Consider the following 16616-nt stretch of genomic DNA (forward strand, 5'->3'; position numbering starts at 1 on the left):
GATATTTACAAGGGGCAGCAGCCCTTTATCTTTTCAAAGGAAAATGAAAATATTTTCATTTAAAGATTAAAATAGGAGTGAATATGTTAGAAAAAAGTGGGGTAATAGAAGGATTTTATGGAATACCTTGGAGCTTTGAAGATAGATTATCAATGATAGAATTCCTATCAGACATAGGCATGAATCGATATATCTACGCGCCTAAGGATGACCCTTATCACAATATAAAATGGAGAGAAGCCTATCCAGATGAAAAGTTAGCTGAGCTTAGTAAACTAGCTTCCCTTGCCAAGGAAAAGTCAGTGGACTTTATCTGGGCCATCCATCCTGGACAAAATCTAATAAAATTTGATGACTACGATGCAGAAATTAAAAAACTCTTTGCCAAATATGATAGGCTTCATGAGGCAGGAGTCACATCTTTTGCCCTTTGCATGGATGATATCGACAGGGATTTGGCTTACGAGCAAAGAGACTTCCACCTAAGACTTGTAAAAGATATCTTGGCCCACCTAGAAAATTTTGAAAATAAAGAACTTCTCCTTGTCCACCCTTGGTACAATTCAGCCTGGATAGACCAAAAGGGAGAAGAATATTTTAAGCTCTTAAGGGGGCTAGATAATTTATCTATCATGTGGACAGGCTATGATGTTGTTGTCCCAATCACAAAGGCATCAAATGACAAATTTATAGACCTTTTTGGCAGGGAAGCTGACATTTGGCTTAATTGGCCTGTCAATGATTATCTAAGAGATCAAATCTTTATGGAAATTTTTGAGTTTTTTGACTCAAGGGATGTCAATTACAAGTCAATCCTCTCAAATCCAATGAACCAGGCAGAGCTATCCAAGATTTCAATTTACCAGATAGAAGACTTTGCCAAGGACCCAAAGGCCTACGACCCTCTCAAATCATTTAAGGCAGCCCTTTCTTATGTTGATAACAAGGTTGCTGATGACCTATATATAATTTCTGATTCCTTCTTTGGATCTGGGGTTTATGATAGGTTCACTGAGAGAAAATACCAGGAAGATGGAGAAATTTTAAAGGCTTACCAAGCTAAGGATTTCCAAAAACTTGAGGCCCTCATTGATGAAAAACTAGGAGCAATCGACTCTTATTTTAAAAATTACACAAATGAAAAATTATATGAGGAAGTAAAGGAATTTTTCAAATCCCTTTCTTATCTTTTAAAAGCAGTCAAGGCTCTACTTGATGGCAATTTAGAAAAGGCCAAAGACCTTTATAAAAAGACAGAAGATTGCAAGGTGGAAATTTATACAGAATTTACCCAAGATAGGCTCGAACAAAGACAGGTAAAGACCTCCAGAGTCCTTGAAAAAATCTACGAAGACCTAAGATTAGGGTATGACCAATGAAAAAGACCGTCCACATTGTAAGCCACACCCACTGGGATAGGGAGTGGTACCTGCCTTATGAAAACCACCACATGCGTCTAATTGACCTGATTGATGGAGTCCTTGAGGCCTTTGAGGACCCAGACTTTAAATATTATTGGCTAGATGGCCACTATCTTCCTATAGAAGATTATCTTCAGGTCCGCCCTCAAAATAAGGAAAAAATTAAAAATCTGATAGAAGCAGGCAAGCTTAAGCTAGGCCCTTGGTATATCCTCCAAGATGCCTTTCTTACAAGTGGTGAATCTAACCTTAAAAACCTAAGCCTTGGCATTAAAAATATCAAAAAGTGGGGACATCCTTCAATGATTGGATATTTCCCAGACACCTTTGGCAATATCGGCCAGGCCAGCCAAATCCTCAAAAAAGCAGGGATAGACGTGGCATATTTTGGCAGGGGAGTCAAGGCTACTGGCTTTGACAATGTAGTGATTGAAGATTTTACCTCAAAAAATTCTGAAATTTATTGGCAAAGCCCCAATGGCGATAAGACCCTAAGCGTGCTTTTTGCAAATTGGTATGCCAATGGCCTCGATATACCAGAAGATGAGGATGAACTTAAGGCCTACATGGATAAACGCATAGCCGATATGGAAAAATACGCATCCACAAACCAGCTTCTTTTAATGAATGGCTGTGATCATTCACCAGTTCAGAAAAATATTGGACAAATCATAAAAAAGGCCAATGCCCTTTATGAAGATTATAATTTTATCCATTCAAATTTAGACCTTTATTTTAAGGCTCTAGAAGAGGAGGTAGGAGACCTTGATACAATCAAGGGCGAGCTTAGAAGCCAGGCTACTGATGGTTGGTGGACTCTAAATTCCACATCCTCATCTAGGTATTACCTTAAAAAATACAATAAGAGCCTGGAGCTGCGTTTTGAAGAAATTCTCCAGCCCCTATTCACTCTTTTTGTGGATGAGGATGCCTATCCTCAGCAAAAGCTAGATTATTTCTACCAAGAATTAGTCAAAAACCATCCCCACGACAGCATTTGCGGCTGTTCCATAGACTCAGTCCACGATGGCAATCTCAGACGCTTTAAGAGTGTATATGATGGCCTTGATTATTTAGAAGACTTTGCCAAGAAAAAGATCAGGGAAACAACAGCTAATGCCAATGATTATGCCATTTGCATAATAAACACCCTCCCTTATAAGAGGATGAAAGAAGTGCTAACAGATATCGAAATAGATAGGAAATTTTTCGGCATAGATTATCCAGAAGTTTATGATGAACTTGCGGGAAAAGCTGTCCCATCATTGAAATTAGTAGATGAAGATGGAAAAGAAATCCCTGCAGAAATCACCTACCTAGGCACAGGCTTTGGCTATATCTTGCCAGATGATAAGTTTAGAAAGCCTTATTTTGCAAATAGGGTGAGAGTCAGATTTACCCTAAAACTAAAAGCCTTTGAGAAAAAAATCTTAAGGCTAGTTTCTGGCAAATCTTCCTTTACATCTAGGGAAATAAATGAAAAAACAATCGAAAATGACTTTTATAAGCTAGAGATAAATGATAATGCTAGCCTTGATATTTATGATAAAAGCTCGGGATTGACCTTTAAAAACGTCCTAGCCATCGAAGATACAGGCGATATAGGCAATGAATATATCTATAGGCAATCGACAGATGGGGCAAGGATTCTTGGCGGCAAACTAATCGACCAAAAAATTATAAGAGAAAATGACAAGACTATAATTAAACTAAGAGAAAGCTTTAAGCTTCCAAAAGCAGCCGAAGATAAGCTTTTAGCCGAGCAAATCCGCCTTAACGATATCACCCAGAGAAGGGCGAATAGGTCTAGTGACTTAATAGAGATGACAATTGATAAGGAAATCACCCTTTACCATGCAAAGGCCCCTCTTAAGATAAAAATCAGCCTTAAAAACCTAGCCAAAGACCACAGGATGCGTGTCCTCTTTGGTCATGATCTAGCAACAGACAAGGTCTATGCAGAATCCATCTTTGAATGTGTAGAAAGAGATGCCTATCCACCACAGACATGGAAAAACCCAGACTATTCCCAAAATTTCAACCGTTATGTCCAGGTAATGGATAATGACAAAAAGGGCTTTGGAGTATCTGCAGTTGGCCCTGCCGAATATGAGATGGTAAGGGGCGAAGGCCTTTATATTACCCTCTTTAGATCAGTAGGCGAGCTTGGTGATTGGGGATATTTCCCAACACCTGATGCCCAGCTTATAAAAGATGACTTATCTGAAATGACCTTTGATTTCTACTTTGCAGGCTTTGTGAATGATTTTGATAAAAATAGGCAAGATATTTTACAAGCCAGGGTAGATTTTGTAAGCCTTGGCCTAGATAAAAACGAAATCGAGAAAAAAGATACAAATCTTCCTCAAATCGACCTGGGGGACAATCTTTTCTCAACCTTATATAGAAATGACAAGAACGAGCCAATCCTAAGAGTCTACAATCCAGGAGAAAGCCCTAAGGAGCTTGACCTTAAGGCAGTCGAATATGACATCTTAGGAGATGTTCAGATAAAAGATGAGATTGACAAAATCTTGCCAGGCTTTGAGATTAAAACATACAGATTGGAGCTTTGATGAAAGAAATTGTAAAAGACTTGGTGGAAAAGGTTGAAAAATCCGACCAGGTAACCGATGAGATTAAAAAGATTTTTAAAAAAGCCATTAACAATACCTTCACCACCACCATAAAAGAAACTGATAGGGGTGATGCCTTTGTAATCACTGGCGATATAGAAGCTATGTGGCTTAGGGACTCATCTGGCCAAATTAGACCGCTTTTTTATATAGACAGCAAGGAGGCCAACGACCTTATTAAAAAAGTCCTCGCCAGGCAAATCTTTTGCCTAGATAAGGACCTCTATGCCAATGCCTTTAATATTAAGGCAAATGGCAGGTGTTGGACTGATAAGGATATAACAGATTTTGAATCTCCTTGGGTTTGGGAGAGAAAATATGAGCTAGACTCCCTTTGCTATGTTATGGAGCTTGCCTATCTTTATTATGAAAAGACCAAGGACCCATCTATTTTTGACGGGGAATTTTTAAGGGTTTTGAATGATATGGTAGACCTTATAAAATTAGAGCAAAACCATGACAATTCTCCCTACATCTTTGAAAGACCAGACCCATGGGCCCCTAGCGATTCGCTAAGGGGAAGTAAGAGAGGGACAGAGGTTGGCTATACAGGCATGTCCTGGACTGGCTTTAGGCCAAGTGATGATTCCTGCATCTACCAATACCTAATCCCTGCCAATGCCTTTTGCGTGGTAGCCCTAAGAAGGCTTGCTGCTTGCTTAGATGAGGAGAGCTTAGCAAATGAATTATCAGAAAAAATGAAAAAATTAGCAGATGAGATAGATTGCGGGATTAAAAAATATGGAATTACAGAGGATGATGATTTTGGCAAGGTCTACGCCTATGAAACAGACGGTCTAGGCTCTTACAATATCATGGATGATGCCAATATCCCAAGCCTCTTATCCCTTCCATATTTGGGCTATCTAGCAAAAGATGACCCGATTTATAAGTCCACCAGGGCTCTTATCCTTTCAGACAAAAACGAAAATTATTATGAAGGGACGGCTGCAAAAGGCATCGGTTCAAACCACACTCCTGAAAATTACATCTGGCATTTGGCCCTTTCCATGCAGCTTATGACAGCTACCGATAAAAAAGAGCAGGAAGAAATTCTTGGATATTTTGAAAAAACCCACGCAGGCACCTATTTGTGCCACGAGGGTTTTGATAAGGATGATCCAGAAAAATACACCAGAGATTGGTTTTCCTGGTCCAATTCAATTTTTGTAGAGGCTGTCCTAAAATATCTTGGCATAGAAATGATAAAGGCTAGTTAAGGTAGGCCTCGCAAATCATATCAAGCATAAAGGTCACAGGAAATATTTTTGAAATCTTGTAGGAATATTTCGGATAGGGTGGAAGGATGATGGCAAGGGAAGCTTCTTTGGCAAGGGTCGAGTCGCCATTTCCTGTGATGGCAAGAATCTTGGCCTTATTTGCCTTGGCATTGTCTACTCCTTCAAGGAGGTTGTGGTTTTCTCCAGAAAGGGAAATTGCAATCAAAAGGTCATATTCTGAAAGCCCCTTGCTAAGGAGATTTATAGAATAAGGCTCCTTGGCATAGTCGGTATTATCAAGGCCGATTTCGCCAAATTTGTAGACAAATTCATTGGCACAAAGGCCAGATGAGCCAATACCAATTACGGCAATCTTACCAAAACTAGCCAGGCTTTTGATAAAGTCAATAGTTTTATCATCAAAGGCCTTGCAAGAATCTATAAAATTCTTGTAGATTTCCTGGCTTAGGGACTTGGGACTTTGCAATTTTTGGGAAATCTTAAATTTAAGCTCAGAATATCCATCAAAGCCTAGCTTTTGGGCAAATCGGGTAATAGTCGAATTTGAAAGCTCTAATAAATTTGCAAATTCACCTATATGAAGCTTGGCAAGGTCTAGGTCCATATCCTTGATTTTATCAACAATCACCCTTTCAGATTTTGATAGCTTTATAGATTTTGAGCTTATGATATCCATAATGAAATTATAAGTAGTATTTGTCATCTAATCACTCCTAAGATAATTATAACATAAGAAGGGAATTATGTATTTAGTATTTGATATAGGTGGGTCATCCACCAAGTATGCACTGATTGAAAATGAAAAAATAATCAAAAAAGATTCTGCCAAAAGCCTTCCAACTATGGACGAATTTATCAAGTTTTTGGAAGAAACTGTAAATAAATTTGTGGCAGAATACCAGATAGATGCCATTGGTTTTTCTTCTCCAGGCACAGTTGATAGCGAAAGCTTTCAAGTAGGTGGGCTTACAGCCCTTGGCTATCTTGATGAGAGAAATTTTGCAAAGCATATAGAAGAGAAATTTAAAATACCAGTTGCCATAGAAAATGATGCCAACTGCGCAGCCCTTGGCGAAATTTATTATAAAGATATTGATAAAAGCCTGGTTTGCTTTGTGATAATAGGCTCTGGCATAGGCGGGGCAGTGGTAAAGGATAGAGAAATCCTAAGGGGCCTTAGCCTAGAAAGTGGAGAATTTGGCTATATGCTCTTTAATGATTATGGCAAGGTCAAAAACCTCTCCACCCTAGGGACTCTGCCAAATGTGGCAAGGGCCATCAAGGCAAAATATGACCTCGACCTTGATACCTACACTATTTTTGAAAACTACCTTAAAAAGGAAGAGCCTTGCTATAGCGAGGTAGATAAGATGTTTACCTACCTTGCCATGGGCCTATACAATATAGCTTATTCCATAAACCCAGAAATCATCTATATAGGCGGAGCGATTTCTGAAGATGAAAACTTTATGACTGCCCTAAAAGACAAGCTAAAAGAAGAGATATTTGCTGGTGTAAGCTTAAAAATAAGACCGGTGTCATTTTTCAATGACAACAACCTCTACGGGGCCTATGCCAACATCAAACTAAGAGAAGAAAGGGAGAAGCTATGATAAAATTTCCTGAAGACTTTCTATTCGGATCTGCAACCTCAGCTACCCAAACAGAAGGGGGAAATACTGATGGCAAGACTGATAATATCTGGGATTATTGGTACAGACAGGAGCCTTACAAGTTTCATGACTTGATAGGCCCAGAAAATACTTCCAATTTCTACCACGATTATAAGGAAAATGTCGAACTTTTGGCCAAAACTGGCCACAATTCCTTTAGGACATCCATCTCCTGGGCTAGGCTTATTTCAGCCATGGATGGGAAAGTAAACCCAAAGGCAGTCGACTTTTACAAATCATATTTTAAGGCTATCAAGGATAAAAATATCAAACTTTTTATAAATCTTTTCCACTTTGATATGCCTATGTATCTCCAGGAAATCGGGGGTTGGGCCAATAAAGAGGTCGTAGAAAAGTATGTAGATTACGCAAAGACTTGCTTTAAGCTCTTTGGAGAATATGTGGATTGCTTTTTTACCTTCAACGAGCCAATCGTCCATGTCGAATGTGGCTACCTTTATCAATATCATTACCCATGTGAGGTTGATCCCAAAAAGGCAGTCCAAGTAGCCTACAACACACAGCTGGCATCAGCCAAGGCCATAAAGGCCCTAAGAGACCTATATCCAAATAAAAAAATCGGCATAATCCTAAACCTAACTCCAGCCTATCCGAGAAGCAATCATAAAAACGACCTGGAAGCAGCAAGGATAGCAGACCTTTTTGCCCAAAAGTCCTTCCTAGACCCATCAGTCCTCGGGACTTATCCAAAAGAGCTTGTCGATATAATCAAAAAAGAAGACCTCACGCCAGATTTCACTGCAGATGAGCTAGAAATAATCAAAAACAATACTGTAGACCTCCTTGGGGTAAATTATTATCAGCCACTTAGAGTCATGGAAAATCCTTACACCTACAAGGATGATGCCATATTTATGCCTACTAAGTACTATCTGCCATACGATATGCCAGGTAAGCGCATGAACCCTTACAGGGGTTGGGAAATCTACCCTCAAGCTATCTATGACATAGCCATCAATATTAGGGACAATTACAATAATATAGACTGGTTTATCTCAGAAAATGGCATGGGAGTCGAAGATGAGGAAAGGTTCAGAAAAGATGGCAGGATAGAGGATGATTATAGGATTGACTTTATCAAAGAGCATTTGACCTACCTCAAAAAAGCCATGGATGAAGGGGCAAATTGCAAGGGTTACCATCTATGGACCTTCATAGATTGCTGGTCCTGGCTAAATGCTTATAAAAATAGATATGGCCTTGTAGAATATAAGCTTGACACCGGCGAGAGGATTATCAAAAAATCTGGAGCCTGGTTTAAGAAACTAAGCGAAGATAAGGGCTTTTAAGCTAAGGGAAGTTTATACAAGCGATTTCCAATTTTTCCTAAAATAGCTTATAATATAAGTAAGAAATCAAAAAGGAGTAATTATGTACGGGTCAATTGAATTAGGCGGCACCAAGATTAGGTGTGCAGTTTTAGATGAATTAGGCAATATAGTTAAGGAAATTAGGATAGAAACCTCAGATCCTAAGGAAAATATGAAGGATGTGGTAGATTTTCTAAAGGCCAATCCTGTAGAAAGCATCGGAATTGGAGCCTTTGGACCAATTGATGTGGACAAGGAGTCAAAAACCTACGGCTTTGTCCTAGAAACACCAAAAAAGCTTTGGAGAAATTTTGACCTTTTAGGTTCAATCAAGAAAGAATTAGACCTACCAATAGGCTTTACCACAGATGTTGGGGCAAGCGGAATTGGTGAATATAAGTACGGGGCAGCCAAGGACAAACGCTCTTCTCTTTACCTAACTATAGGTACAGGGGTTGGTGGCTCTTATATCCAAGATGGAGTCCTACTTGAGGGCTTCTCCCATCCAGAAATGGGCCACATAGAGCTTGCCAGAGAAGAAGGTGACACTGTAAAGGCTAAGTGCGACTTCCACGAGTCTTGCTTTGAGGGCCTATGTGCAGGACCTGCCCTAGAGCTAAGGACAGGGGTCAGGGGAGAAAACCTCGACAAGGATGACCCAGCCTTTGATATACTCGCCAGATATATAGCCAAGGGCCTTATGACCTACACCATGATCCTAAGACCACACATCATAATAATAGGTGGTGGTGTAGTAAATAAGGAAGGTATGATTGAAAAAATCAGAAGAGAATTTGCGAAACTTGACAACCACTATATAAATATTCCAAATCCAGATGAGTATATAGTCTTCCCAGAACTAGGCAATGAAGCAGGCCTTATAGGAGGCTATGTCCTAGCTAAGGATGCCCTAAAAGACGAATAAAAGATAAAAAAAGCTCTAGGCCAGCATTTAGCTAGCTTAGAGCTTATTTTTATTTAGATTTTGCTTCTAAAATTAGTTTTTGCTTTAAATTCCACAAGTCTTGGGAAAGGTCCACATAATAATTGTGTGGGCTATCATATCTTTTCACCTCATCCCAAAGGCTTGCCACTTCTTCTTTCCTATATTCTGCGATTTCTTCAAGGCTTGGCTCTTCATAAACAAGCTCTCCCTTATCAAAGATTTGCACTTGCATTTCTCTAGCCCTAAAGTCCTTCATTTTTTTCATCTTCCAGGTAAATAGTGGGTCAAAGATTACCATAGGCTTAGAATCATCCACCTTCTCCTCGGCAAGGGCTATATAATCAGCCTCGGCCTTGCCAGTTTTCTTGTCATAAAGCCTGTAGACCTTCTTAAAGCCAGGTGTCGTAATCTTTTCTACATTTTCAGATACCTTAATCTTAGCCTTCATATCCCCATCTTTTTCCATGGCAACAAGCTTATAAACTCCGCCAAAAACTGGGTCAGACTTGGCAGTAATTAGCCTTTCGCCAATACCAAAGGAGTCAATTTGTGCTCCCTGGGCAAGGAGGGACTCGATTTTAAATTCATCAAGGGAATTGGAAGCGACAATGGTAAAGTCTTCTAGGCCATTTTCATCAAGTCTTTTCCTAACTTCCTTAGAAAGATAAGCTAAATCTCCCGAATCAATCCTAACCCCGCCTTTAAGTCCTTTTGGTACAAGCTCTTCCTTAAAGACCTTCATGGCATTTACAAGGCCTGATTCTAGGGTATCGTAGGTATCGATTAGGAGTATGCAATTATCTGGATACATCTTGGCATAGGTTTTAAAGGCTTCATATTCTGAGTCAAAGGCTTGAATCCAAGAGTGGGCCATGGTTCCTGCTGCCTTAAAACCGTATTTTTGTGATGAATAAGTGTTGGATGTAAGTGGGGCACCAGAAATAAAGGCAGCCCTAGCTCCTGTAATTGAAGCATCAGCTCCCTGGGCACGTCTAGCCCCAAATTCCATAACCAGCCTGCCCCTAGCAGATGAGACAATCCTGTTAGTCTTAGTTGCTATAAGTGAATTAAAATTCATTGACAAGAGTAAGTAAGTTTCTATAATTGAACATTCAATGATAGGGGCCTTGACAGTAATAATTGGCTCGCCTGGAAACATGACAGACCCTTCAGGAAAGGCCCAAACATCGCCTGTAAACTTAAAATTAGACAAATATTCCAAAAATTCTTCAGAGAAATTTTCAGTCTGTCTAAAATATTCTATGTCATCTTCTGTAAAATGTAGGTTTTTGATAAAGTCGATTACATCGTTAAGACCTGCAAAAATAGCATAACCGCCGCCATCGGGGTTTTTCCTATAAAAGGCATCAAAGACTGCTACTTGATCCTTCATGCCATTTTCAAAATATCCAGCCGCCATTGTAAACTCATAAAAGTCACTAAGCATGGATAAATTTCTAATCTCGCTCATAAGCTCCTCTTTTCTATACTATTACTTTATTTTATACCCAAAAATTAGAAATTTGCTCCTAAATTTACAAAAAATTACCCATAGGGGGCTAAAACAAGTATATTAATCATAAGAAATGAGGAGAGACTTATGTATATATTTGATATAGATGGTACCTTGCTATACACGATAGATACCATAACTTACTTTATAAACGAAACTTTAAAAGCCTTTGGCCTAGGGGAGTGCCCAAAAGTCATGGTCGAAAAATTTGTAGGCAATGGGCCAGTAGTCCTTTGCGAAAAAGTCCTAGATTATGTAGGGGCAGAAAGGGATGCTTCCTACAGGAAAGATTTTCTAGATACCTACAACAAGGCCTATGATGACAACCCATCCCACCTTACAAGGCCTTATGATGGGATAAAAGAAGTATTAGATAAGCTTAAAAAAACCGGCAAGCCCTTAGTATGTTTTTCCAATAAACCTGATGAAACCTGCAATAAAGTAATCCCAGCAGTATTTGGAGAAGGCTATTTTGACTATATCCTAGGATACAGAGAAGATTATAAGAGAAAGCCATCCCCAGAAGGCATCATGATCTTAAAGGAGAGATTTGGGGTAAATAATTCAGATATAATCTATTTTGGAGATAGCGAAGTAGACATAAAATGTGGTAAAAACGCAAATATCTACACAGTAGCCTGCTCTTGGGGCTTTAGGGATAGGAAAATCCTAGAAGAAGGAAATCCTGATTTAATCATAGATAATCCAAAAGAAATGTATATAAGGAGGGCCTAAATGAAACTAGCACTAGTAAGAATCGACTCCCGCCTATCCCATGGCAAGGTCGTAGAGATATGGTGTGCAAAATACGGGATAGATAAGGTAATAATAGCAAATGATAGGGTAGCCGCAGATGACTTTAGACAAGAAGTAATGAACCTAACCATCCCAGAAAATATAGAGGCGACCTACTTAAAAGTAGCAGATGTGAAAGATTTTCTAGAAAAAAATCCGGGAGACTACTTCACCATAGTAGAAAGTCCAGAAGATGCCGAAAAAATCACAGACTCCGGCATAAAAATCGAAAAACTAAACATAGGCATAATCCATATGCAAGAGGGCAAAAAAAGCCTAACAGAAGAAGTGGCAGTAGATGATAATGATTTGAGGATATTTAAGAAATTAAAAGAGGCAGGCACAGAAATAGCTGTGAGACTTTCGCCATTTGCCAGCAAGAAATCCTTAGATGAGTTTTTCTTGCAATAATAAAAAGGGAATTTAGGGGACTTTCCCCTTAAAAACCCTTTTTTTATTATTCAAGATAATAGCATTATAAAGTTGTCCTCTTCGTAACTTAATCTCATAATAAATTATTGTCATCAAGCTGATGACTTCGCCAAAGGGGGAGGGCCAAGGACCCTTTCGCATGGGTCCTCATCGGACGGAAACCCGTTTGCTACGCAAACTCCTTCGTGCTACCGCACTATGTTTCCGGCATAAACGCCCCAAATCAAGGGGCGTTTATGTCCCCCTTACACCCCCACTTCGTTACACCCCACAAGCGACTCCTAAGGCGGAGAGCGAAAAGTGAAGATTGCCTAACGGCAATCCTCTATATTATGACGGATTACTTCGTATCTAACTAGCCTTATCCTTACTGATTTAAAATCAAAAGTCCCCTAAAATCACAATCTAGTCCGACTTTTCTTTTTGTAATTTCTTGTCGTCTTAGTAGTTACAGTATTTGTATTTAAGTATTGTTGTCAGTGTGACGCTCTCGGCCGCTAGGGCAAACTCTTGACGGTGACTTTTTATTTTAAATCTCTCAATAAATAAGTTTATTAGACTCTCTAATCGCAATGTTTGCGAAAGCAAACGAGCCTTAAAAGCACTCAGAAGTTATCATTTTCTCAGAACACAGAATAACACTCCCAAGGTCGGGAGATTTTGTAAATGGAGATGCCGTTAAGAAAATCTCCTGACGCACGAGTGAATATGAAATTTCCGTAACTACTGAGATGTAAAATAAATATAAGAGAAATATTTGGGCTAGATTGAGATTTTTAGGCTTCGGAATGTCAAAATCAGTACGAATAAAGATAGCTAAAACAAGGGGTTCCGTCGACAAATAGTGGATTGCCGTTAGGCAATCTTCACTTTCCGCCCTCCGCTAAGGAGTCGCTTGTGGGGTGTAACGGGGAGGGGTTTAAGGGGAGGCCGATGAGGACCCATGCGAAAGGGTCCTTGGGCCTCCCCTATATACGAAGATTCAATTGTAAATAGAAAATTATAGTTATGTTATGAAGTTACGAAGAGAAATACCATATGATATTCTATCATTAAAATAAGAAGTCTTGGTTCTCCTCCTTAAACGAAGGGATATGTTCATTATAATAATTTATTATATGATAAAATAACGAAGAAAGATAGTAAATAATAACAATTCATTAAAAAAATAATTTTATCTTGGATAAAAAAAGAGGGGGTACTTAGGGGACCCCCTTAAAATAATCTTATCTTGGATAAGAAACCACCAAAAAATATCCCAATACAAGAACTCCTAATATTATCCTATAAATACCAAAAGGTATGAAGTCGTTGTTTTTAACATAAGCTAGGAATTTCTTGATTACGGCGTAGGCCACTATAAATGATAAGACCATACCTAGGGCGATTAAAAACCACTCATAACCTGAAAAGCCTGCTAGGTTTTTGACTAGTTTTAGGGCTGTGGCTCCTAGCATGGTTGGGATGGCTAGGAAGAAGGAGAATTCTGCTGCGGCTGGACGGCTTAGGCCTAGGAGGAGGGCTCCTATGATTGTGGCAGCTGACCTGGATGTTCCTGGAATCATGGCTAGGCATTGGAAAAATCCTATGGCTAGGACTATTTTGTATGGGACATCTTCTAGGCTTTCGTAGGCGAAGGCTTCCTTGCCCCTATTTTTTCTTTCTATTAAAATTATAATTATTCCCCAGATTACAAGCATGGCTGCTACTGTGATTGGGTTAAAAAGGTATTTGTCGATTAGATCATCAAAGAGTAGACCTAGGACCATGGCTGGTAGGACTCCGACTATTACCTTTGTCCATAATTTGATGGTCTGGCCATCTGGGTGGGTTAATATAAAGTAGGCCTTGGACTGGCCATTTAGCTTGTCATATTTTTTTGGCAAGGAAATTTTCTCCTTTGACCAAGGATTGAGCTTGTGAAAATAAATCACAACTACTGATAGGATAGCTCCAAGCTGGATTATGACGTTGAAGGCATTTGAGAAGCCTTCTGGCGTTAGTTTTACAAATTGGTTGACTAGGATTAGGTGGCCAGTGGATGATACTGGCAAAAATTCTGTGACCCCTTCTACTATAGATAGGATTAGGACTTTGATTAGGTCAATTATCATTTAAATTCCTCCATGAATGAGTGTTTTTCTCCCTTTATTTGGTAGCCCAAGACCATATCGCAGTTGACATTTTCTGCTGATCTTAGGATTGATTTTTCTACTTCTGGGTTATCTTTTTTAATTTCTGCTATTAGCTTTTTGATCTCTGCCCTGGTGTGGGATGAGCTAGATTTGGTGACTGTGCAGGCACAATCTAGGGCAGAAAGGCCTGCAAAGTCCCTCCACCTGATGATGTCTTCTTCTTTAAGATAATATAAAGGCCTTATGAGGTCCATGTCTTCGAAGTTTTGGGCGGCTAGCCTTGGCTTCATGGTTTTGAAATTGCCTGCATAGAGGACATTCATCATGATTGTCTCGATGACATCGTTCATATGGTGGCCTAGGGCTAGCTTGTTACATCCAAGTTCTTTAGCCTTGGCATAGAGAAAGCCCCTTCTCATCCTGGCACAGAGATAGCAAGGATTGCCTCCATCTGCGAGGGTCTCTGATATGTCAAAAACCTTGGAATCGTAGATTCCTGCTGGGATTTGTAAATATTCTAGGTTGTGCTTAAGAAGATCAAGATTTTCTTTATCATAGCCTGGGTCCATGCAGATGTATTTGACATCAAAGCCTACCGGGCCATGCTTGTGGAGTTCTTCTATAAGCTTGGCCAGGATTAGGGAATCCTTGCCGCCTGAGATTGCTACTCCGACCACATCTCCCTCGCTTATGAGTTCAAATTCCTTGATGGCCTTGATAAAGGGCGACCATATTTCTTTTCTATATTTTTTTATAAGTGATTTTTCTATTTCTTTTATGTCTGTCATAATATTATTTCTTTCGATGGTTGGTATCTTTTTGCTACTTCTAGGTCTATATCCTTGTCTGTGTCTAGGCCTAGGCCCTTAAGATAGGATTCGACTGTGATTTTTGAAAGGGCTTCGGTGTTATTTGTCTCTGACAAGTGGGAAAGGAAGACCGCTTCATTCTTACCCTCTAGAGCATCGCCTAGGGCCTCAGCTGCTTGGTCATTTGACAAGTGGCCCATCTTGCCCATGACCCTAAGCTTGAGCTTATAGGGATAAGGGCCAATCTTTAGGGCCTCTAGGTCGTGGTTTGCCTCCATATAATAGACATCAGATCCCTTTATTTGGTAGGCGATCTTTTCGTCAATTACTCCTGTGTCTGTGATTAGGCTTATCTTTTTATTGGCCAGGTAAATTACAAAACCTACCGGCTCATAGGCATCGTGGTAGGTTGAAATTGGATAAATATCCATGGCTTTGAAGTTTAAAAATTCATTGGATTTGAATATCTTAATCGACTCATCCTTGAGATTTTTGGTCTTTGGCAAAAAGGCCTTCCAAGTGCCTTCGTTGGCATAGATTGGTAGCTTAAACCTCTTGGCAAGGACAGCAGCACCCTGGCTGTGGTCGGTGTGCTCGTGGGTTAGGAAAATCCCATCAAGGTCTGATGGGTGCTCGCCAATTTCTGCCAAAAGATTTTCAATCTTCCTGCCAGAAAAGCCTGCATCTATTAGGATTTTGGTGCCTTCATAGGATAAAAAGCTAGTATTGCCAGATGAACCTGAAGATAGGACTACAAATCTATTCATCTATATCCAAATACTTTCTTATGAAATCTGCTATGGCTGGCTCATCGTTTGTGCCAATCACAAAGTCTGCGGCCTTTTTGGTAGGCTCTGCTCCATTTCCCATGGCTACTCCTACTCCCACAAGCTCGACTGATTTTAGGTCATTGAGACCATCGCCAAAATACATCATATTATCAAGATTAATGCCTGTAAGCTCTGACAGATCTCTTAGGGCCTCAGATTTGCCAGCCAGAGGGTTTAGGATTTCGCTGATGAAGGGTGCATTTCTCATGTATTTAAATCTCGTCTCGATTGCCTGTCTGTGCTTATCCTCAAAGTCTTTTAAGATTTGAGGGCTTGCTGATAGGCAAACTCTGGCAATCTCATCAGGAATATCATCCAAGCTATCATAGGCTAACCTTGGCATCCTCACTAGGCCCTTGTCCTTGAGGAAGGCCTCGTTTGGCTTATCTTCATTAATAAAAATGACATCCCTGGTATGAATTGACATCTGAAGCCTAGGGTCATCGATTTGGTCGAAGATATATCTTACATCCGCCTTGGTCAGGCTCTTGTCAATTAGGGCCTTGCCTGTGGCGTTTTTCCTGATGTAGGCGCCTGTGGATGTGATAGAAAGGTCGTCATAGGCCATCAAATCAAGCTCTTCCCTTATCCACCAGTGGCCATTGAAGGTCCTGCCTGTGCAAAGGATGATTTTGATGCCTTTGTCTTTTAATTTTTTTATAAGGGCCTTACTTTCCTTTAGAACTTCGCCCTTGCTATTTATAATTGTGCCATCTATATCAAAAGCTATTAGCTTTATATCTTTTTTCAATTTTTACCTCTTTACTAAATCTAAAACACTTTTCAAATCCTTATTATTTTACTAGTTTAAAGGCTCTTATTCAATAAGAAAAGCCCCATACTAGGGGCTTGAT

At 39.7% G+C, this 16616-nt stretch carries 14 protein-coding genes; 8 read left to right on the forward strand and 6 right to left on the reverse strand.

The genetic code is table 11. The features are described 5' to 3' along the window. Positions 1 to 83: 83 nt before the first annotated feature. The 3 genes from C8269_RS09180 to C8269_RS09190 are packed head-to-tail and all read left to right on the forward strand — an operon-like array spanning position 84 to position 5277. The gene (locus C8269_RS09180; protein ID WP_106461418.1) at positions 84 to 1379 is read left to right on the forward strand and encodes a beta-N-acetylglucosaminidase domain-containing protein; all 1296 of its coding nucleotides are present in this window, start codon (positions 84 to 86) and stop codon (positions 1377 to 1379) included. Beyond that, complete coding sequence (locus C8269_RS09185) at positions 1376 to 3997, forward strand: alpha-mannosidase (protein ID WP_106461419.1); 2622 nt, start codon at positions 1376 to 1378, stop codon at positions 3995 to 3997. The genes C8269_RS09180 and C8269_RS09185 overlap by 4 nt, the downstream gene beginning before the upstream one ends. After that, on the forward strand, positions 3997 to 5277 hold the full coding sequence (locus tag C8269_RS09190) for a glycoside hydrolase family 125 protein (RefSeq protein WP_106461420.1): 1281 nt from the start codon (positions 3997 to 3999) through the stop codon (positions 5275 to 5277). The genes C8269_RS09185 and C8269_RS09190 overlap by 1 nt, the downstream gene beginning before the upstream one ends. On the opposite strand, the gene C8269_RS09195 is transcribed toward C8269_RS09190, so the two are convergent. Next, a complete protein-coding gene (locus C8269_RS09195; protein ID WP_106461421.1) occupies positions 5270 to 6001 on the reverse strand; it encodes a MurR/RpiR family transcriptional regulator in 732 nt (243 codons plus the stop codon). The two genes, C8269_RS09190 and C8269_RS09195, sit on opposite strands and share 8 nt — an antisense overlap. A 40-nt stretch (positions 6002 to 6041) precedes the next feature. Here C8269_RS09195 and C8269_RS09200 point away from each other — a divergent pair, with 40 nt between their 5' ends. The 3 genes from C8269_RS09200 to C8269_RS09210 all read left to right on the forward strand — a co-directional run bounded on the left by C8269_RS09200 (position 6042) and on the right by C8269_RS09210 (position 9227). Continuing rightward, positions 6042 to 6911: an ROK family protein gene (locus C8269_RS09200; RefSeq protein ID WP_106461422.1), complete on the forward strand. Its 870-nt coding sequence runs from the start codon at positions 6042 to 6044 to the stop codon at positions 6909 to 6911. Then, entirely contained in the window at positions 6908 to 8281 is a 1374-nt protein-coding gene (locus tag C8269_RS09205) for a glycoside hydrolase family 1 protein (protein WP_106461423.1), read from the forward strand. Before C8269_RS09200 ends, C8269_RS09205 begins: the two co-directional genes overlap by 4 nt. A gap of 82 nt (positions 8282 to 8363) precedes the next feature. Next, complete coding sequence (locus tag C8269_RS09210) at positions 8364 to 9227, forward strand: ROK family protein (RefSeq protein WP_106461424.1); 864 nt, start codon at positions 8364 to 8366, stop codon at positions 9225 to 9227. A gap of 49 nt (positions 9228 to 9276) precedes the next feature. Here C8269_RS09210 and C8269_RS09215 read toward each other — a convergent pair whose 3' ends face one another. Next, positions 9277 to 10719: a nicotinate phosphoribosyltransferase gene (locus C8269_RS09215; protein ID WP_106461425.1), complete on the reverse strand. Its 1443-nt coding sequence runs from the start codon at positions 10717 to 10719 to the stop codon at positions 9277 to 9279. 129 nt (positions 10720 to 10848) lie between these two features. Between C8269_RS09215 and C8269_RS09220 the strand changes: the two genes are divergently transcribed. Together C8269_RS09220 and C8269_RS09225 are read left to right on the forward strand one after the other, a co-directional pair. Then, on the forward strand, positions 10849 to 11496 hold the full coding sequence (locus C8269_RS09220; RefSeq protein ID WP_106461426.1) for an HAD family hydrolase: 648 nt from the start codon (positions 10849 to 10851) through the stop codon (positions 11494 to 11496). After that, positions 11497 to 11967 carry a PTS system mannose/fructose/N-acetylgalactosamine-transporter subunit IIB gene (locus tag C8269_RS09225; protein ID WP_106461427.1) on the forward strand — a complete coding sequence of 157 codons (471 nt, stop codon included), beginning with the start codon at positions 11497 to 11499 and terminating at the stop codon, positions 11965 to 11967. A 1247-nt stretch (positions 11968 to 13214) separates the two neighbouring features. Here the strand turns inward: C8269_RS09225 and C8269_RS09230 are convergent. From C8269_RS09230 to C8269_RS09245, 4 genes are read right to left on the reverse strand one after another with little or no spacing between them, the layout of a single operon-like run. Next, a complete protein-coding gene (locus tag C8269_RS09230) occupies positions 13215 to 14102 on the reverse strand; it encodes an undecaprenyl-diphosphate phosphatase (protein WP_106461428.1) in 888 nt (295 codons plus the stop codon). Continuing rightward, on the reverse strand, positions 14099 to 14911 hold the full coding sequence (locus C8269_RS09235; protein ID WP_106461429.1) for a tRNA lysidine(34) synthetase: 813 nt from the start codon (positions 14909 to 14911) through the stop codon (positions 14099 to 14101). The genes C8269_RS09230 and C8269_RS09235 overlap by 4 nt, the downstream gene beginning before the upstream one ends. After that, on the reverse strand, positions 14908 to 15699 hold the full coding sequence (locus C8269_RS09240) for an MBL fold metallo-hydrolase (protein ID WP_106461430.1): 792 nt from the start codon (positions 15697 to 15699) through the stop codon (positions 14908 to 14910). Before C8269_RS09240 ends, C8269_RS09235 begins: the two co-directional genes overlap by 4 nt. Continuing rightward, the gene (locus tag C8269_RS09245) at positions 15692 to 16513 is read right to left on the reverse strand and encodes a Cof-type HAD-IIB family hydrolase (RefSeq protein ID WP_106461431.1); all 822 of its coding nucleotides are present in this window, start codon (positions 16511 to 16513) and stop codon (positions 15692 to 15694) included. The genes C8269_RS09240 and C8269_RS09245 overlap by 8 nt, the downstream gene beginning before the upstream one ends. Positions 16514 to 16616 lie beyond the last annotated feature (103 nt).

The sequence above is a fragment of the Anaerococcus sp. Marseille-P3915 genome (assembly GCF_900258475.1).
In the GTDB taxonomy this organism is placed as follows: domain Bacteria; phylum Bacillota; class Clostridia; order Tissierellales; family Peptoniphilaceae; genus Anaerococcus; species Anaerococcus kampingae.